Source organism: Aeromonas sp. 600724 (assembly GCF_049175135.1).
Lineage (GTDB): Bacteria > Pseudomonadota > Gammaproteobacteria > Enterobacterales > Aeromonadaceae > Aeromonas > Aeromonas veronii_A.
The window spans coordinates 32811-47812 of record NZ_JAAKUM010000015.1; the positions used below are offsets into that span (position 1 = coordinate 32811).

A 15002-nucleotide genomic window follows, 5' to 3' on the forward strand; every position below is an offset into this window, starting at 1 on the left:
TGCTGGTTTTCCTTTCTTAATAATCAATGCCTTTTTGCCGGTCGTCAGACCGGCTTTTTATTGCCTGCGATTTGAACACGCAGATAGGCAAGGTAACCCGGTTCAAGCCTCGAGTTCGGCGGTAATATCGGGCACAAAGGTCTGGCTGGCCAGCGGCGGGCGTTCATACCCTTCGGTCTTGATGGGGGGGAGCTTGATGGGCTCGTAGTGGATCGCCTCGTAGGGCACCTTGCTCAGCAGATGGGCGATGCAGTTGAGCCGGGCACGGCGCTTGTCGTCCGCCTCCACCACGAACCAGGGGCAATCCTCGGTGTCGGTGTAGGTGAACATGTCATCCTTGGCGCGGGAGTACTCCACCCAGCGCGAGCGGGACTGCAAATCCATCGGGCTGAACTTCCAGCGCTTGATGGGGGTGTTGATCCGCTCCTTGAAGCGCTTCTCCTGCTCCTCGTCGCTGACCGAGAACCAGTATTTGATCAAGGTGATGCCGGAGCGGATCAGCATCCGCTCAAACTCGGGGCAGGCGCGCAGAAACTCGCGATACTCGGCGTCGCTGCAAAATCCCATCACCCGCTCGACTCCGGCCCGGTTGTACCAGGAGCGGTCAAACAGCACCATCTCGCCAGCGGCGGGCAGGTGGGCCACATAACGCTGAAAATACCACTGGGAGCGCTCCCGATCGGAAGGGGCGGGCAGCGCCGTGACCCGGCAGACCCGGGGGTTTAGCGGCTCGGTGATCGCCTTGATGACGCCCCCTTTACCGGCGGCGTCCCGTCCCTCGAACAGCACCACTACCTTCAGTCCCTCCTGCTTGACCCACTCCTGCAGCTTGACCAGCTCCTCCTGCAGATGAGCAAGGTGGTGCTCGTAGCACTTCTTGTCCAGACGTGGCCGCTTCTTGCTCTTCTCCTTCGCCATGGGCTTCTCCTTTTGGCATCCTTTCATGGGTGACTTCTTTGAGTCACTGCCAGCTTGCACCAGGGAGGCGTCACCTGCCAAGGGGGACGTGATACACTGCCCGCCCATCGCTGGCAACAGGAGATAACATGAAGCATTTTATGGAGATAGCGGGCCGCCGGATGGCCTATCTGGATGAAGGGCAAGGGCCGGTACTGCTGTTTGGCCACAGCTATCTGTGGGACAGCGCCATGTGGGCGCCGCAAATCGAGGCGCTCAAGGGCAGCTATCGCTGCATCGTTCCCGAGCTGTGGGGCCACGGTGATTCCGACCTGCTCCCCGAAGGTGGCTGCACCCTGGCGACTCTGGCGCGGGATCACCTGGCGCTGCTCGATGCCCTCGGGGTTGACGAGTTCGTACTGGTGGGCCTCTCCATCGGCGGCATGTGGGGGGTGGAGCTGGCGCGCATGGTGCCAAACCGCCTCAAGGGTCTGGTGCTGATGGACAGTTTTGTCGGCCTGGAACCGCAGATCACCTGCGAGCGCTACCTCGGCATGCTGGCGATGATCGAGCAGCTCGGCACCGTGCCGGCGCCCATCATCGAACAGGTGGCGCCTATCTTCTTTGCCAGCCAGCCTGATGAGGCGCTGATGAGTGGTTTCAAGGCGCGTCTGGCCGCTTGGCCAAACGAGAAGATCGCCGCCATGGTGGCGGTGGGCCGCAGCTTTGTGACCCGCGAAGATCGTATCGAGTGGCTGGAGGAGATCACCACTCCCGCACTGGTTATGACCGGCTGCGAGGACAAGGCGCGTCCGGTGCTGGAGAGCTATCTGATGGCCGAGGTGCTGGGTTGCCCGTTCAGGGAGATCCCGGCCGCTGGCCACATCTCGTCGCTGGAAAATCCGGCCTTCGTCAATCAGCAACTGACCGAGTTTCTGGCGGCGCTGTAAGCCTGAATTGGCAGCTTGAGCAGGCTGTACTACCAGCCTGATGGTCGTGAAAAAGGGAGCCGAGGGCTCCCTTTTGTTTGGTCGTGTCTCACGGTTCAAGACTCATAACCGTTACCAGATATAGCCCAGCGCAAAACCCGCATAGAGCTCGCCATCGTGCTGGACGATGGGGCTGTTTTTGATGTCCCGATCATACCATTCGTAGTTCATGGCAAACATGCCAATCCAGTTGGGGCTGAAGCGGTAGCTGGTGATGAGGGCCGCCATCGGGGATAGGGTGGTACCGGTATCCCAAGCGGGCCGCTGGGCAGTCGCCTCGTTCTCGGAGATGCCGCCGAAGTAGTAGTTGGCCATCTTGTCGCTGCGCAGCATCAGCCCCATCCCCGGCATGATCAGCAGGTTGTCGCGCAGGATGGGGAAGTCGGCCCACAGCAGCAGCTCCTGTCCCTTGCTGCGGCCGGTGACATCGCTGTTGGCACGCACGGTCAGCAGGGCGTAGGGGGTGATGATGTTGCCACCGATCCCGCCTTCCAGCTGCCATTTTCGCTGCTCCATGCCAGTAAAGGCTGGAGAGTCCTCGGGATCCAGATTGCCAAAACGGACCCGGCCATAGCCGTACAGGGCGATCTTCTCATCCTTGTGGAAGTAGTAGCGGGCCCGATCGCCCAGAAACATGAACTGGTCGCCAAAATAGATAAAGCCGGGGATGGCGTAGAGGGCGTTGTCCTGCGCTTCATAACGGGCCTGTCCCCCGATGAGCGCCGCTCCGGCGACAAAGCCCTGTGGCACCGGGCTGGTAGGGCTGTCGCTGGTGAGCAGATCCATGGCGCCAAGATCGATATCGGCACGCGCTGGCATGGCGGCAGCGAGGAGCAGGGCCGTCAGCCCTGCCGCTCTAATTTGACGAAAAAAGGTCATGGACACTCCGTTGTCACGATTGCAGGGGAAGCAGGTTATTTTGCGGCACTGGGCATCTCTTCACGTTTTGGCCAGGCATTGATCACCGCCTTGACCAGGGTGGCGAGGGGAATGGCGAAGAAGACTCCCCAGAATCCCCACAAGCCGCCGAAGACCAGCACGGCGATGATGATGGCCACCGGATGGAGGTTGACTGCTTCCGAGAAAAGCACCGGCACCAGCAGGTTGCCATCGAGGGCCTGAATGACCAGATAGGCCACCATCAGCCAGGCGAACTCGGGGGTGAGCCCCCACTGGAACAGGGCGACCATGGCCACCGGCACCGTCACCACGGCGGCGCCTATGTAGGGGATCAGCACCGAGAAGCCGACTGCGACCGCCAGCAGCACCGAATAGCGCAGTCCCATCAGGGCGAAGGGGACATAGGTGGCGATGCCGACGATGAGTATCTCGATCACCTTGCCGCGGATGTAGTTGATGATCTGGTTGTTCATCTCGACCCACACCCGGTTGACCAGAGTGCGGTTGCGCGGCAGGAAGCGGCGCAGGCTGCCCATCAAGACCCGCTTGTCTTTGAGCATAAAGAAGACCATCAGCGGCACCAGAATGAGGTAGATCATGATGGCGACTACGTTGACCAGCGAACTGAGGGAGGCGCTTACCAGATGCTCGCCGCCGCTGAGGATGCGCTGGCGAATATTGTCGATGACGGTCTCCACCAGACTGACGTCGATGAGCTCGGGGTATTTGTCAGGCAGGGTGCGCACATAATCCTGAGCGTGGGTCAGCATGGCCGGCGCCTCTTTGGCCAGATTGATCCCCTGACTCACCAGCGTCGGGATAAGACCCAGCAAGGAGGCGACTGCTACCGCAATAAAGAGGATCAGAATGACGCTGGTGGCCAGGGTGCGCGACAGCCCCGCTTTTTGCAGCCGGGCGACCGGCCACTCCAGCAGATAGGCCATTACCAGCGCCACCAGCAGGGGGGCCAGCAGATCGCCAAACAGCCAGATGATGGTGAAGCAGAACACCAGCAACAGGAAAAGGGTAACGGCATCGGGATCGGAAAAACGGGTCTGATACCAGCGCTTCAATACTTCTAACATGACGGCATCCTTACATCACTGGGGCTCAAGATGGTTGTTTCGCCCCGACAACCAACTGCAAAGAGAGGGTATTGTCCGGTTGTTGCTGCATCTCGACATGGTGGCCCTGACGGTGCAGATAGGCCGGAATATCCTGCCGGGAGCCCGCATCGGCCAGCCGGATGGTGACGGTTTGACCGCTTTGGGCTTCCCTTAACCAGAGCTTGAGCCGGATCAGCGGCTCGGGGCAACGCCAGGGGGTCAGGTCGAGAATTTCCATGGGGGCTCCATCAGGCAGGTGGCCGCTATTATGGCCGTGATAAGAGCGTGAAACAACGCTTGTAGCCCTTGATGGGCAAGGGTATTCTGCCGAGGCCCTTTCTGATGGAGATAGAGATAACGTGGCACGTTTTTCCCCCCTGATGGCATCGCTTCCCCTGCTGGCTTCCCTGATGGGCGCCACGTTTCATGCCGAGGCCAACAATCAGCTTCCCGACATCGGCACGGCCGGGGTCGCTGCCCTGCCCATCGAGCAGGAAGTGCGTTACGGCAACGCTTTTATGCGCTTTGCCCGTGCGGGTCTGCCGATCATCGATGATCCGGTACTGAGCCAGTACATTGACGATCTGGGTCAGCGACTGCTGACCAACGCCGATGGGGTGCGTTTCCCGTTTACCTTCTTCCTCATCAATGATCCCAGCATCAACGCGGCCGCCTTCCTCGGCGGGCGAGTCAAGGTGCACACCGGCCTCTTCCTCTACGCCGACAGCGAGAGTGAGCTGGCCTCGGTACTGGCCCACGAAATCACCCACGTGACCCAGCGCCATATCGCCCGTTATATGGAGGCGCAGGCGAGCAGCTCTGCAGTGACCCTGGCCGGTCTGGTGGGCTCCATCGCGCTGGCGGTGATCAACCCGACTGCCGGTATCGCCGCGCTGCAGACTACGCTGGGCCTCTCCATGCAGTCGGCCATCAACTACACCCGCGACAACGAATATGAAGCGGATCGCATCGGCATGAAGACCCTCTATGATGCCGGTTTCGACCCCATGGGGATGGCCAACTTCTTCCAGAAACTGGCTGCCGAATACCGTTACGCCAGCAAGCCGCCGGAAATGCTGCTCACTCACCCGCTGCCGGAGACCCGGATCAGCGAGGCCCGCGCTCGGGCGGGCAGCTATGGCCGCCGCGACTTGCCGCCCAGCCTCGACTTCTGGCTGGCCAAGGTGCGGATTCAGGTGCGTTTTGGTACAGATACCCCGCAGGGGCTGCTGAGCTACTTCGATACCCGGATCCAGAAGGGGGATTACCCGCTCAAGGATGCAGCCATCTATGGCAAGGCGCTGGCGCTGATCCAGCTCAAGCGCACCGACGAGGCTGATACCCTGATGCAGGAGCTGGCGGCCCGTCATCCGGAAGATCTCTTTATCGTCGATGCCCAGACTGACATCGATCTGGCCAAGGGGCGCAGTGCCCAGGCCATTGCGCGCCTCGAGAAGTTCCGCAGCCGGATGCCGGACAACGAAGTGGTGGTGGTCAATCTCGGCAACGCCTACCTCGAGAGCGGCAACTACAAGAAGTCCATCGCCATCCTTGACCCCTATGCCCGTGCCCACGAGGAGAACAATCTGGCCTGGAACCTGCTGGCTGATGCCTATCGCAAAGCGGGCAGAATGACCGAGCTGCATATGGCGCGGGCCGAGATGCTCTCGCTGCGCGGGGATTATCAGGCAGCCATCGACGAACTGATCGTGGCGCGCGGTACCACTAGCGACCGGATGACCCTGGCTCGTCTGGAGGCGCGCATCACCGAGCTGGAGCGGGCCAAGAAGGATCTCGACAGCCTCAAGGGCTAACGAAACCTATCAAACAAGGGCGCACTATAGTGCGCCCTTGTTGTTTATGGCGGTGGCGTTGATGTGGGGGACGGTGATAGCAGCGATGGGCTAGTGACTCAGGCTGCTGGCGGTCGCCTTGAGCATCTCGATCTGCTGCTGGTCGAGCTCGCCGACCAGCGTCTGCTTGAGCTTGCCCTCGCTATCGAGCAGATAGCTGGTGGGCAGGCCGCTTGGGCGCGGGAAGGGAAGCCTGGCATCTTCATTGGCAATAAGGAGCGGCACCTTGATGTGGTACTGCGCGGCCAGCTTGCCCAGCTCTGCCGGGGTGGTCGGGTCGTAGTTGATGGCCACCACTGTGATCTGGCCCTCCGCTGCCAGCCGGTTGAGGTGCGGCATCTCCCGCAGGCAGGGGGCGCACCAGGGGGCGAAGTAGTTGATCAAGAGCGGCTTGCCGGCAAAATGATGCAAGCTGACCGACTGCCCTGTGGCATCGGTAAATTCGGGGGCGGGCGTGCAGGCGCCCAGCATGCCAGCCACAATCAGCCAACAAATTCGTTTCAATTCCTTTCCACTGCCGCTTACCCTGACCATCACTTTCCCCTACAATAGCGCCGTTTCTAGTCCCATCTTGCGATTAATCAGGGAGTTACCATGAGCGAGACCCAAATCTACCACAATCCGCGCTGCTCCAAGAGTCGCGAAACCCTGGCTCTGCTGGAACAGCACGGGATCGCCCCTGATGTGGTGCTCTATCTGGAGCAGGCCCCGAGCGAAGATGAGATCCGCAACCTGCTCTCTCTGCTCGGTTTTAGCGATCCCCGCCAGCTGATGCGCACCAAGGAGGACCTCTACAAGGAGCTGGGATTGGCCGATGTCAGCGGTGATGCCCTTATTCGCGCCATGCACCAGCATCCCAAGCTGATCGAGCGCCCAATTGTCATCAAGAATGGTCAGGCCCGCATTGGTCGGCCGCCGGAGCAGGTGCTGGAGATCCTCAAGTGAGCACCCGCTTCGCACGTTGGCTGACTCTGGTCGGCTTCTTCGGTCTGCTGTGTTGGGTCATCCTCTGGCATCTGTGGCTGTCGCCCCATCCGGACCTCAACCCCTGGCTGCTGCCGGTGATCTGGACGGTGCCGCTGCTCTTCCCCCTCAAGGGGATAGTGCAGGGCAACCCCTACACCCACGCCTGGGGCAACTTCGTGTTGATGCCCTACTTCCTCCATGCCCTCACCCTGATCACCACGGATGAGGGGGAGCGGTGGCTGGCGGTGGTGGAGCTGGTCTTCACCACTCTCGCCTTTGTCGGCACCATCTATTACGCCCGACTGCGTGGTCGGGAACTGGGCTTAAGCATTCGCAAAAAGAAAGACGAAGCCAACTGATGACAAATGCCCCGCAAGGGGCTTTTTTTTATGGGGAAGCTGCTTTATCCAGAGGGATCACTGTGCCCCTTGGGCTGCCCGATATTGGGCCAGCTGCTGCTGGCTAAAGTCCATCAGCTGGGGATAGAAGCGCAGAAATCCCGCCTCGCATGTTTGCCACTGCGACTCATCGAGGGTCAGCAGCGCCTCTCCCAGTTGTACCGGGCGGCGCAGTCGGCGACCAATACCATTGAGGGCCTGCGCCAGCCCCTCCTTGCGCTGATAGGAGGCGATCCAGTTCTGCTCGGCCATCCGTTTGAGGGGAAGTGGCAGTCCGTCCGGCAGGCGTGGGTGATCCGCCAATAGCTGCTCATAACTGCGTTGCAGGAAGCGGGGTAGGGGCTCGGTACTGAACAGCTCCCAGTGCAGGCTCAGCCAATGGTCGTAGATCATATCCACCACTATGCCGCCAAAGCGGCGCCAGGGGGCCTCGAAACTGGCGACGGTCGCCTTGTGCTCGGGGTGGCTGTCGGTGAAAGCGTCAATTTTGCGGTGCAGCCAGATCCCCTCATCGAAGTGGGCGGCAAGCCCCGTGGGCAGCGTGCCTTTGACAAAATCACCGAGCAGGTTGCCGGTGAGGGAGCTTCGGGTGTGGGCAGCCAGATGGAGATGGGCCAGAAAATTCATCGGTCGCTGTGGGTCTGTTATGGGATGGCAAGGTGCTTCGAGCCTAACGGATCCCGCCGGCCTTGACCATGATCGGGATTTTGCTACTGCCCGGCGGCTGCCTCTTGCCGGGCAAAATTCGGGCATGCTAAGGTGATGCCATCTTTGTCACAGGACGCGACAAACCACCATGATGCGCAAAGCCAGAGGCTTTTTTCTGGCCTTCTACTTCAAGCCTTTCTATCTCTCCGAGTGGTTCGACGAATAGAGCGAACCTCTGGAGCAGTTCACTGACGCCCGCTTGGGCGTGATCTCGCTCATCCAGATTTTGCCGCTTTTGGTCATCGCATGCATTCGCCTGCGGTGCCTTGTCCGCGCCTGTGCGCTTTTTATGTAATGGAGTACACATGATGAAGATCAGACTGACCCTCTCAGCCCTGTTTGTTGCCAGCCTGCTGGCCACCCCCGCTATGGCCAAGGAGTGGAAAACCGTGCGTTTCGGGGTGGAGGGGGCCTACCCGCCCTTCTCCTGGACCGATGCGTCGGGCGAGATCAAGGGATTTGATATTGATCTCGCCAACGCCCTGTGTCAGCAGATGGCGGTCAAGTGCGAGCTGGTGGCGCAGGATTGGGACGGCATGATCCCGGCCCTGCTGTCGCGCAAATACGATGCCATCATCGCCGCCATGTCGATCACCGACGAGCGGCGCCAGAAGGTCGATTTCACCGAAAAATATGCCCATATTCCCAATCGCTTTGTGGCGGCCAAGGGGACCGAGCTGACGTTGACCCCGGAAGGCATGGCGGGCAAGCGCATCGGGGTGCAGCGTGCTACCACCCACGACAAGTACCTGACCGACAATTTTGGCTCGAATGTCACCATAGTCCGCTACGGCAATGCCGATGAGGCCTATCTCGATCTGAAGGCGGGTCGGGTGCTGGCCCTGTTGGCCGATGCCTCTGCCATCGAGCAGGGGCTGCTTGGCAAAGAGGGGGGCGACAAGTTCGACTATGTGGGGCCCGCCCTGACCGATCGCCAGTGGTTTGGTGATGGTATGGGGATCGCCGTGCGCAAGAGCGATAAGGAGCTCAAGGGCAAGCTGGACGAGGCGATCAAGGCACTGCGTGCCAACGGCACCTATCAGCAGATCAACCAGAAGTACTTCAAGTACGATATATATGGTGGTTGACGGGAGGAGGCAGCTTGCTCCCTCTCTTTTCATTGGGCAAGCGACAATCGTGCAAGGAGGATCGCCATGTTGACCCTGATCGAGGGGGCCGAGATCTTCAGCCCCACCCACCTTGGCCAGCAGGATCTGCTGGTGGCCGATGGCCGTATCGCCTGGATGGGCAAGGGGTTGACGGTGCCCACAAACTGGCCGCTGCACAGGGTCGATGGTCGAGGCCGCTATCTGGTACCCGGGTTGGTGGATCCGCTGGCCCATATCACCGGCGGTGGCGGTGAGGGGGGCTTTGCTTTTCGCACCCCTGAGCTGGCGGCGAGCGAGGCGCTCAAGGCCGGCGTCACCACCCTGGTGGCGGCGCTTGGCACCGACAGCCTGACCCGCACTCCCGTGCAGGTGCTCGGCAAGGTGCGCGAGTTTCGCGCCGCCGGAGTGAGCGCTTTTATGTATACCGGCTCCTACCATCTGCCGATCAAGACCCTGACCGGCACGGTGGAGTCGGACATCATCCTGATCCCCGAGGTATTGGGGGTGGGGGAGGTGGCCATCAGTGACCACAGATCCAGCGCGCCGACCCACGATGAGCTGGCCAGGCTTGCCAGCGAGGCGCGAGTAGCCGGGCTGCTTGCGGGCAAGAGCGGGATCAGCTTCTTCCATGTCGGGGATGGCAAGGGGGCATTGGCCCCCCTGCGGGCCCTGCGCGATGAGACTGACATTCCGCTGCGCCAGCTCTATCCCACTCACTGCAACCGCAACCCCTGGCTCTTTGCCGAGGCCATCGAGTGGGGCAAGGCGGGAGGTTGGGTCGACCTCACCACCTCGAGCTTTCCCGATCTGCTGGAGGATGGCGAGCGGCTTGCCGCCGATGCGTTTCTCGAGCTGCTGGCCGCCAATGTGCCTGCCGATCGCATCACCTTCAGCTCGGATGCCAACGCCAGCCTGCCGCGCTTTGATGGCGAAGGGCGGCTAATCGAGATGCGCTGCGGCCAGATTGCCAGCCTGTGGCAGCAGTGCGTGCGCGCGACCCGGCTCGGTGTCTCGCTGGAGAGGGCGTTGGCCGTGGTGACGAGCAATCCGGCGCAGGCGCTGGGGCTTGGCAGCAAGGGGCGTATCGGGGTCGGGCAGGATGCGGATCTGCTGCTGGTGCACGACCGGACGTTTGCTATCGAACGGGTGATGAGTGGCGGCCAGTGGCGCGAATAAGGCTGCGGGTAATATCGTAGTCAGTGCGAGTGCGTGGTTGCTCCAAACAGCCAAAGCCCGACAACAAGGTCGGGCTTTTTGATCTGCAATGTGGAAATCAGGCTTAGATCGCCAGAAACCCGAGGATCAGGATGGGGCCGAGCAGGCTCAGGATAAAGCCGGAGACAATGGCCACCGGCACCACCTGAATGCCCCCTGATTTCTGGATGACCGGCAGGGTGAAGTCCAGCGCCGTGGCGCCGCCGTAACCGATGGCTGCCGAGGGGTGGCGTCGCATCAGGACCGGGATGATCAGAATGGCGATAAGCTCGCGCCCAAGATCGTTGATAAAGGCAGCAGAACCGAGCACCGGCCCCAGTTTGTCGGCTACCAGAATGCCGGAGAGCGAATACCAGCCGAAGCTCGAGCTCATCGCCAGACCATGGGCAAAGGGCATGCCCAGCAATTGGGCCGCCAGCAGGCTGCCAAGCCAGCTGCTGAGGATGACGGTGGCGGCTATCTTCATCCCCCAGGGGTTGAGCAGGATCTGGCGCAGCCGCATGCCGGAGTTGCGCATCTGCACCCCGATGAGAAACAGCAGCAGCATCAGGGCCCACTCGCTCCACTTGTCGATGGGCAGTGCGCGCAGATCCACCAGCAGCCCGAGCAGCACACCGCCGAGCACCACAAAGCAGAGCTGCAGGGATTCCCACAGCAGGTGTAGCTTGCCCGGCATCTTTGCATCGTTCGCCTCGTGGGTCGGCGGCGTGCGCTTGTCGAGCCACCAGAGGGCCAACAGGTTGCAGAGCGTGATCGCGGTCAGCATCACCCCGGCGACCTTGAAGATCACCGCCAGATTGCTGCCCAGGTTCTCCACATAGGCAAGCCCGAGCCCCATCAGAAACAGAATGAGGTAGACCATCTTGCCCAGACTCTGGTTGACCAGCTTGATCAGCCGGGCAGAGGAGAGGGGGATCAGATAGCCGATTGCCAGTGGCAACAGGATCAGCAACACATTGAGCAGCATCGAGGCCTCGATCACAAAAACTGATAAAAACACCACCTTATCATTACTTATTGGCTCTGTGTCACATATCTCTCGCTTTCATGGTCAAAAACAGCCCTTTTGGGGGCTAATTGTTACTTTTTTGCCACAACCTCTCTGTTTGATAAGGTTCTGTGCGAGCCCGAGTGCACCAATGAAATCAAGTTGATCCGATCTTGGGGTCTGATATTTCGCTCTGCAAGGGTCTGCATAAAGCCATTTTGGTGCCGGTTTGGCACACATCACGCTTTTCTCTTGCCACTGATATGATTGGGGTATAAAAAGGCGGTATCGGAACAGCCATTGAAACGGCTGTTTATGCAAACAAAGTGCTGAAAAATACGCAAAGAGCGAATAAAAATAGAGCGAATCCTCTGAAGACCCTCGTTCTGTATTGTTTTTTCACTATCCGGGTGATATTTTCGCTGAAGGTTGCCATCGGTTAACTTTTTGTTAAATGGACGATGGTTGAGTCACGCCCCTGCGGCGTCTAGGGACAGACAAGGTTGTAATGGATGAGCGACGTTGCCGCACTGGAAGTACGTGATCTGCACAAATATTTTGGCACCCACGAAGTGCTCAAGGGCATCGACATGACCGCCCACAAGGGGGATGTGATCTCCCTTATCGGCTCCTCCGGCTCGGGGAAGTCGACCTTTCTTCGCTGTATCAATCTGCTTGAAACCCCCTCATCCGGCACCGTCTCGCTCCATGGCGAGTTGATCCGGATGAAAACCAGCCGCGCCGGCGAGCGGTTGCCCGAGGATATGCGTCAGGTGGAGCGGATCCGCAGCCGACTGGCCATGGTGTTTCAAAGTTTCAATCTCTGGTCACACATGACCATCATGCAGAACATCATCGAAGTGCCGATCCAGGTGCTCAAGGTGCCTCGCGCCGAAGCACTGGCCAAGGCAGAGCAACTGCTCAACCGGGTTGGACTCTGGGAGCGGCGCGACTACTATCCCGGTCACCTCTCCGGTGGTCAGCAGCAGCGGGCCGCCATTGCCCGTGCGCTGGCGGTAGAGCCCGAGGTGATGCTGTTTGACGAACCCACCTCGGCGCTGGATCCCGAGCTGGTGGGAGAAGTACTTGGCCTGATGCGCGAGCTGGCCGAAGAGGGACGCACCATGCTGGTGGTGACCCACGAGATGTCGTTTGCCCGGGATGTATCGAACAAGGTGATGTTTTTGCATCAGGGGCGGGTGGAAGAGGAGGGCAACCCCAAGGAGATTTTCGCCCATCCCAAATCCGAGCGGTTCAAGCAATTCATCTCCTCCATCTACTGATGGCGGGATGCCTGGTTACCCAATCAACTGTTTTATCAAGGAGAGATACATGAACAAGCTGATGCTGGCGACAGCCGTAGTCACTGCCCTCGCGTCCGGTAGCCTGATGGCCAAGGAGTGGAAAGAGGTCCGGATCGGGGTTGAGGGTGCCTATCCCCCCTTCTCCTGGACCGAGCCCAGTGGCGAGGTGAAAGGCTTTGATATCGACATCGCCAACGCCCTGTGCGAAGAGATGAAAGTGAAGTGCACCCTGGTCAAGCAGGACTGGGACGGCATCATTCCGGCGCTGCTGTCACGCAAGTTTGACGCCATTATCGCCACCATGGACATCACAGAAGAGCGCAAGAAGAAGGTGGACTTCACCCAGAAGTACCAGCACATTCCGGCCCGCTTTGCCGCCAAGAAGGGCACTGATGTGCAGCTCGACAAAGCCTTTATGGAAGGCAAGTCCGTCGCGGTGCAGCGTGCGACCTCCATGGATACCTTTATTACCGACAACTTCCCCAACGCCACCATCAAGCGTTACGGTACGGCCGATGAAGCCTATCTCGATCTGAAATCCGGTCGTGTGGACTATGTGCTGGCCGACTCTGCCGCCATCACCGACGGTCTGCTGAAGAAAGAGGGGGGTGATGCCTTTGAATTCGTCGGCCCTAAACTGACCGATCCCAAGTGGTTTGGCGAGGGTGCCGGTATTGCGGTGCGCAAGGCTGACAAGGATCTGAAAGAGAAATTCAACGCCGCCATTCTGGCGCTGCGTGCCAACGGCAAGTACAAGGAAATCAACGACAAGTACTTCGAGTTCGACGTTTACGGAGAGTAAAACAAAGAGACGTTTACGGCGAGTAAGTCCAAAAACGTCTACGGCAAGTAACGACAGGTTGATCCCGTCAGTAGTCATCGGGCCCGTCACCTCCCTGAGGGAGTTTACGGGCCCGCATTGATTGCAATGGAGCTGCACATATTTCATTCGGACTGCTATGGAGCCTTCTGGTTAGCAGGTGCGTGAAGATTCAGTGGCGATGGAGCTGCATATGTTTGATTTGAAAGGATACGAAGCCTCGCTGCTGGAGGGCGCCTGGGTCACCCTGGAAGTGGCGCTGGCCTCCCTGCTGCTGGCGTTGCTGCTGGGGATGCTGGGGGCGCTGGCCAAACTCTCTCCCTACAAGTGGGCCAGGGCCATCGCCACCGGCTACACCACCATCATTCGCGGCATCCCCGATCTGGTGCTGATGATGCTGCTCTTCTTTGGCGGCCAGGTGCTGATCAACGGTATCTGCACCTGGGTCAACGAGACTTACAACAGCTGGTTACTGGAGAGTAATCCCAATCAGGAGTGGGTCTCCCTGCTTCCGGACTATATCGACATCAGCCCCTTTGTGGCCGGTGTCGCGACCATAGGCTTTATCTTCGGCGCCTACATGACCGAGACCTTTCGCGGCGCCATTCTGGCGGTGGACAAAGGTGAGCTGGAGGCCGCACGGGCCTTTGGCATGCGGGCAACCCAGGTGTTTGTGCGGATCCTCTTCCCCCAGATGATGCGCCACGCTCTGCCGGGGTTTGGCAACAACTGGCTGGTGCTGCTGAAAACCACCGCGCTGGTCTCCATCATCGGCCTCGATGACATGGTGCGCAAAGCCTCGCTAGCGGCGGGCTCGACCCAGCAACCCTTCACCTTCTACATGGCGGTGGCGTTAATTTTCCTGATCTTCACCGCAGTCTCCACCTCGGCGCTCAAGTGGGCCGAGCGTCACTATGCCATCAAGACGAGGTAAGCCATGGATTTCTCAATCATTCTCAAAGAGTGGCCCACCTACTGGGAGGGGCTCTATACCACCGTCTGGCTGGTGGCCCTCTCTCTGATCCTTGGGTTGATGCTGGCGGTGCCCATGGGCATCCTGCGCAACAGCCGCAACTGGCTGATCAAGGGGCCGATCTGGGCCTATATCTACTTCTTTCGCGGCACCCCGCTGCTGGTGCAGCTCTTTATCATCTACTACGGCGCCGCCCAGTGGGAGTGGCTGAAGAACAGTGCCGCCTGGTCGCTCTTCTCCGAAGCCTGGTTCTGTGCGCTGCTGGCCTTCACCCTCAATACCGCCGCCTATACCGCCGAGATTGTGCGCGGGGCGGTACACAATATGCCGCGCGGCCAGATTGAGGCCGCCAACGCCTTTGGCATGACCCGCTGGCAGACCCTGACCCGGATCATTTTGCCCAACTCGTTTCGTCGGGCACTGCCGGCTTACAGCAACGAGGTGATTTTCATGCTGCAAGGCTCAGCGGTGGCGGGCATCATCACCATCGTCGATCTGACCGGCGCGGCGCGGATCATCAACTCCCGCTACTACAGTCCGTTCGAGGCGTTTTTGACCGCAGGGCTGCTCTATATGCTGCTCACCTTTGTCATCGTCTGGCTGTTCAAGAAGTGGGAAGCGCGCTGGCACGCTCACCTGCGTCCGCGCAATGTGTAAGGGTTGAGCTGCCAAGATGAGCGAAAATGGCTCCACCTGTTGCAGGCGGAGCCATTTTTTATCTTTATCCTCTGCCCGCCCGGTTTGCTAAATAGTGCCCGAGCAGGGAGAATGCAGCA

At 59.8% G+C, this 15002-nt stretch carries 17 protein-coding genes; 10 read left to right on the plus strand and 7 right to left on the minus strand.

Features of this window, described 5'->3' with window-relative positions; all coding sequences use genetic code 11:
* Positions 1-102 precede the first annotated feature (102 nt).
* Positions 103-918: a polyphosphate kinase 2 gene (gene ppk2, locus G5168_RS14620; RefSeq protein WP_005361444.1), complete on the minus strand. Its 816-nt coding sequence runs from the start codon at positions 916-918 to the stop codon at positions 103-105.
* A gap of 128 nt (positions 919-1046) precedes the next feature.
* Here ppk2 and G5168_RS14625 point away from each other — a divergent pair, with 128 nt between their 5' ends.
* Positions 1047-1847 (plus strand): alpha/beta fold hydrolase, encoded by an 801-nt coding sequence (locus tag G5168_RS14625; RefSeq protein ID WP_421173004.1) that lies wholly within the window; start codon positions 1047-1049, stop codon positions 1845-1847.
* Positions 1848-1958: 111 nt separating this feature from the next.
* On the opposite strand, the gene G5168_RS14630 is transcribed toward G5168_RS14625, so the two are convergent.
* From G5168_RS14630 to G5168_RS14640, 3 genes are read right to left on the minus strand one after another with little or no spacing between them, the layout of a single operon-like run.
* Positions 1959-2765 (minus strand): MipA/OmpV family protein, encoded by an 807-nt coding sequence (locus G5168_RS14630; protein WP_421173005.1) that lies wholly within the window; start codon positions 2763-2765, stop codon positions 1959-1961.
* 35 nt (positions 2766-2800) lie between these two features.
* Entirely contained in the window at positions 2801-3871 is a 1071-nt protein-coding gene (locus tag G5168_RS14635; RefSeq protein WP_005352935.1) for an AI-2E family transporter, read from the minus strand.
* Positions 3872-3896: 25 nt separating this feature from the next.
* Positions 3897-4130 carry a sulfurtransferase TusA family protein gene (locus G5168_RS14640; protein ID WP_181269497.1) on the minus strand — a complete coding sequence of 78 codons (234 nt, stop codon included), beginning with the start codon at positions 4128-4130 and terminating at the stop codon, positions 3897-3899.
* Between the two features lie 121 nt (positions 4131-4251).
* Between G5168_RS14640 and G5168_RS14645 the strand changes: the two genes are divergently transcribed.
* Positions 4252-5706, plus strand: a complete 1455-nt coding sequence (locus tag G5168_RS14645) for a M48 family metalloprotease (protein WP_367948260.1) — start codon at positions 4252-4254, stop codon at positions 5704-5706.
* 90 nt (positions 5707-5796) lie between these two features.
* Here G5168_RS14645 and G5168_RS14650 read toward each other — a convergent pair whose 3' ends face one another.
* The gene (locus G5168_RS14650) at positions 5797-6279 is read right to left on the minus strand and encodes a TlpA family protein disulfide reductase (RefSeq protein WP_184232193.1); all 483 of its coding nucleotides are present in this window, start codon (positions 6277-6279) and stop codon (positions 5797-5799) included.
* 60 nt (positions 6280-6339) lie between these two features.
* On the opposite strand from G5168_RS14650, the gene arsC reads away from it, so the two are divergent.
* Positions 6340-6690 carry an arsenate reductase (glutaredoxin) gene (gene arsC / locus G5168_RS14655; RefSeq protein ID WP_042657676.1) on the plus strand — a complete coding sequence of 117 codons (351 nt, stop codon included), beginning with the start codon at positions 6340-6342 and terminating at the stop codon, positions 6688-6690.
* Entirely contained in the window at positions 6687-7070 is a 384-nt protein-coding gene (locus tag G5168_RS14660; RefSeq protein WP_005352922.1) for a DUF2069 domain-containing protein, read from the plus strand. The genes arsC and G5168_RS14660 overlap by 4 nt, the downstream gene beginning before the upstream one ends.
* 57 nt (positions 7071-7127) lie before the next feature.
* Here the strand turns inward: G5168_RS14660 and G5168_RS14665 are convergent, their stop codons facing one another.
* The gene (locus G5168_RS14665) at positions 7128-7736 is read right to left on the minus strand and encodes an ACP phosphodiesterase (RefSeq protein WP_421173006.1); all 609 of its coding nucleotides are present in this window, start codon (positions 7734-7736) and stop codon (positions 7128-7130) included.
* A gap of 386 nt (positions 7737-8122) precedes the next feature.
* Between G5168_RS14665 and G5168_RS14670 the strand changes: the two genes are divergently transcribed.
* Together G5168_RS14670 and iadA are read left to right on the plus strand one after the other, a co-directional pair.
* Positions 8123-8905, plus strand: a complete 783-nt coding sequence (locus G5168_RS14670; RefSeq protein ID WP_019445361.1) for an ABC transporter substrate-binding protein — start codon at positions 8123-8125, stop codon at positions 8903-8905.
* Positions 8906-8971: 66 nt separating this feature from the next.
* Positions 8972-10102 (plus strand): beta-aspartyl-peptidase, encoded by a 1131-nt coding sequence (gene iadA, locus G5168_RS14675; RefSeq protein ID WP_421173007.1) that lies wholly within the window; start codon positions 8972-8974, stop codon positions 10100-10102.
* A 103-nt stretch (positions 10103-10205) separates the two neighbouring features.
* Here iadA and G5168_RS14680 read toward each other — a convergent pair whose 3' ends face one another.
* Entirely contained in the window at positions 10206-11108 is a 903-nt protein-coding gene (locus G5168_RS14680) for a lysine exporter LysO family protein (protein WP_421173029.1), read from the minus strand.
* A 533-nt stretch (positions 11109-11641) separates the two neighbouring features.
* Here G5168_RS14680 and G5168_RS14685 point away from each other — a divergent pair.
* From G5168_RS14685 to G5168_RS14700, 4 genes are all read left to right on the plus strand, one after another.
* Entirely contained in the window at positions 11642-12412 is a 771-nt protein-coding gene (locus G5168_RS14685) for an ABC transporter ATP-binding protein (protein ID WP_005337310.1), read from the plus strand.
* Between the two features lie 49 nt (positions 12413-12461).
* Complete coding sequence (locus G5168_RS14690) at positions 12462-13235, plus strand: ABC transporter substrate-binding protein (protein ID WP_005337307.1); 774 nt, start codon at positions 12462-12464, stop codon at positions 13233-13235.
* Between the two features lie 211 nt (positions 13236-13446).
* On the plus strand, positions 13447-14187 hold the full coding sequence (locus G5168_RS14695; RefSeq protein WP_005352911.1) for an ABC transporter permease: 741 nt from the start codon (positions 13447-13449) through the stop codon (positions 14185-14187).
* 3 nt (positions 14188-14190) lie between these two features.
* Positions 14191-14883, plus strand: coding sequence for an ABC transporter permease (locus tag G5168_RS14700; protein ID WP_005337302.1), 693 nt, complete (start codon positions 14191-14193; stop codon positions 14881-14883).
* The last annotated feature ends 119 nt before the right edge of the window (positions 14884-15002 follow it).

What these genes read in the sequence shown, in the direction of transcription:
- G5168_RS14650 (WP_184232193.1), bottom strand. Translation starts at nt 6,279, where the DNA reads ATGGTCAGGGTAAGCGGCAGTGGAAAGGAATTGAAACGAATTTGTTGG.
- G5168_RS14665 (WP_421173006.1), bottom strand. Translation starts at nt 7,736, where the DNA reads ATGAATTTTCTGGCCCATCTCCATCTGGCTGCCCACACCCGAAGCTCC.
- G5168_RS14625 (WP_421173004.1), top strand. Translation starts at nt 1,047, where the DNA reads ATGAAGCATTTTATGGAGATAGCGGGCCGCCGGATGGCCTATCTGGAT.
- G5168_RS14640 (WP_181269497.1), bottom strand. Translation starts at nt 4,130, where the DNA reads ATGGAAATTCTCGACCTGACCCCCTGGCGTTGCCCCGAGCCGCTGATC.
- G5168_RS14700 (WP_005337302.1), top strand. Translation starts at nt 14,191, where the DNA reads ATGGATTTCTCAATCATTCTCAAAGAGTGGCCCACCTACTGGGAGGGG.
- G5168_RS14685 (WP_005337310.1), top strand. Translation starts at nt 11,642, where the DNA reads ATGAGCGACGTTGCCGCACTGGAAGTACGTGATCTGCACAAATATTTT.
- G5168_RS14630 (WP_421173005.1), bottom strand. Translation starts at nt 2,765, where the DNA reads ATGACCTTTTTTCGTCAAATTAGAGCGGCAGGGCTGACGGCCCTGCTC.
- arsC (WP_042657676.1), top strand. Translation starts at nt 6,340, where the DNA reads ATGAGCGAGACCCAAATCTACCACAATCCGCGCTGCTCCAAGAGTCGC.
- G5168_RS14695 (WP_005352911.1), top strand. Translation starts at nt 13,447, where the DNA reads ATGTTTGATTTGAAAGGATACGAAGCCTCGCTGCTGGAGGGCGCCTGG.
- G5168_RS14635 (WP_005352935.1), bottom strand. Translation starts at nt 3,871, where the DNA reads ATGTTAGAAGTATTGAAGCGCTGGTATCAGACCCGTTTTTCCGATCCC.
- G5168_RS14680 (WP_421173029.1), bottom strand. Translation starts at nt 11,108, where the DNA reads ATGCTGCTCAATGTGTTGCTGATCCTGTTGCCACTGGCAATCGGCTAT.
- G5168_RS14670 (WP_019445361.1), top strand. Translation starts at nt 8,123, where the DNA reads ATGATGAAGATCAGACTGACCCTCTCAGCCCTGTTTGTTGCCAGCCTG.
- iadA (WP_421173007.1), top strand. Translation starts at nt 8,972, where the DNA reads ATGTTGACCCTGATCGAGGGGGCCGAGATCTTCAGCCCCACCCACCTT.
- G5168_RS14690 (WP_005337307.1), top strand. Translation starts at nt 12,462, where the DNA reads ATGAACAAGCTGATGCTGGCGACAGCCGTAGTCACTGCCCTCGCGTCC.
- ppk2 (WP_005361444.1), bottom strand. Translation starts at nt 918, where the DNA reads ATGGCGAAGGAGAAGAGCAAGAAGCGGCCACGTCTGGACAAGAAGTGC.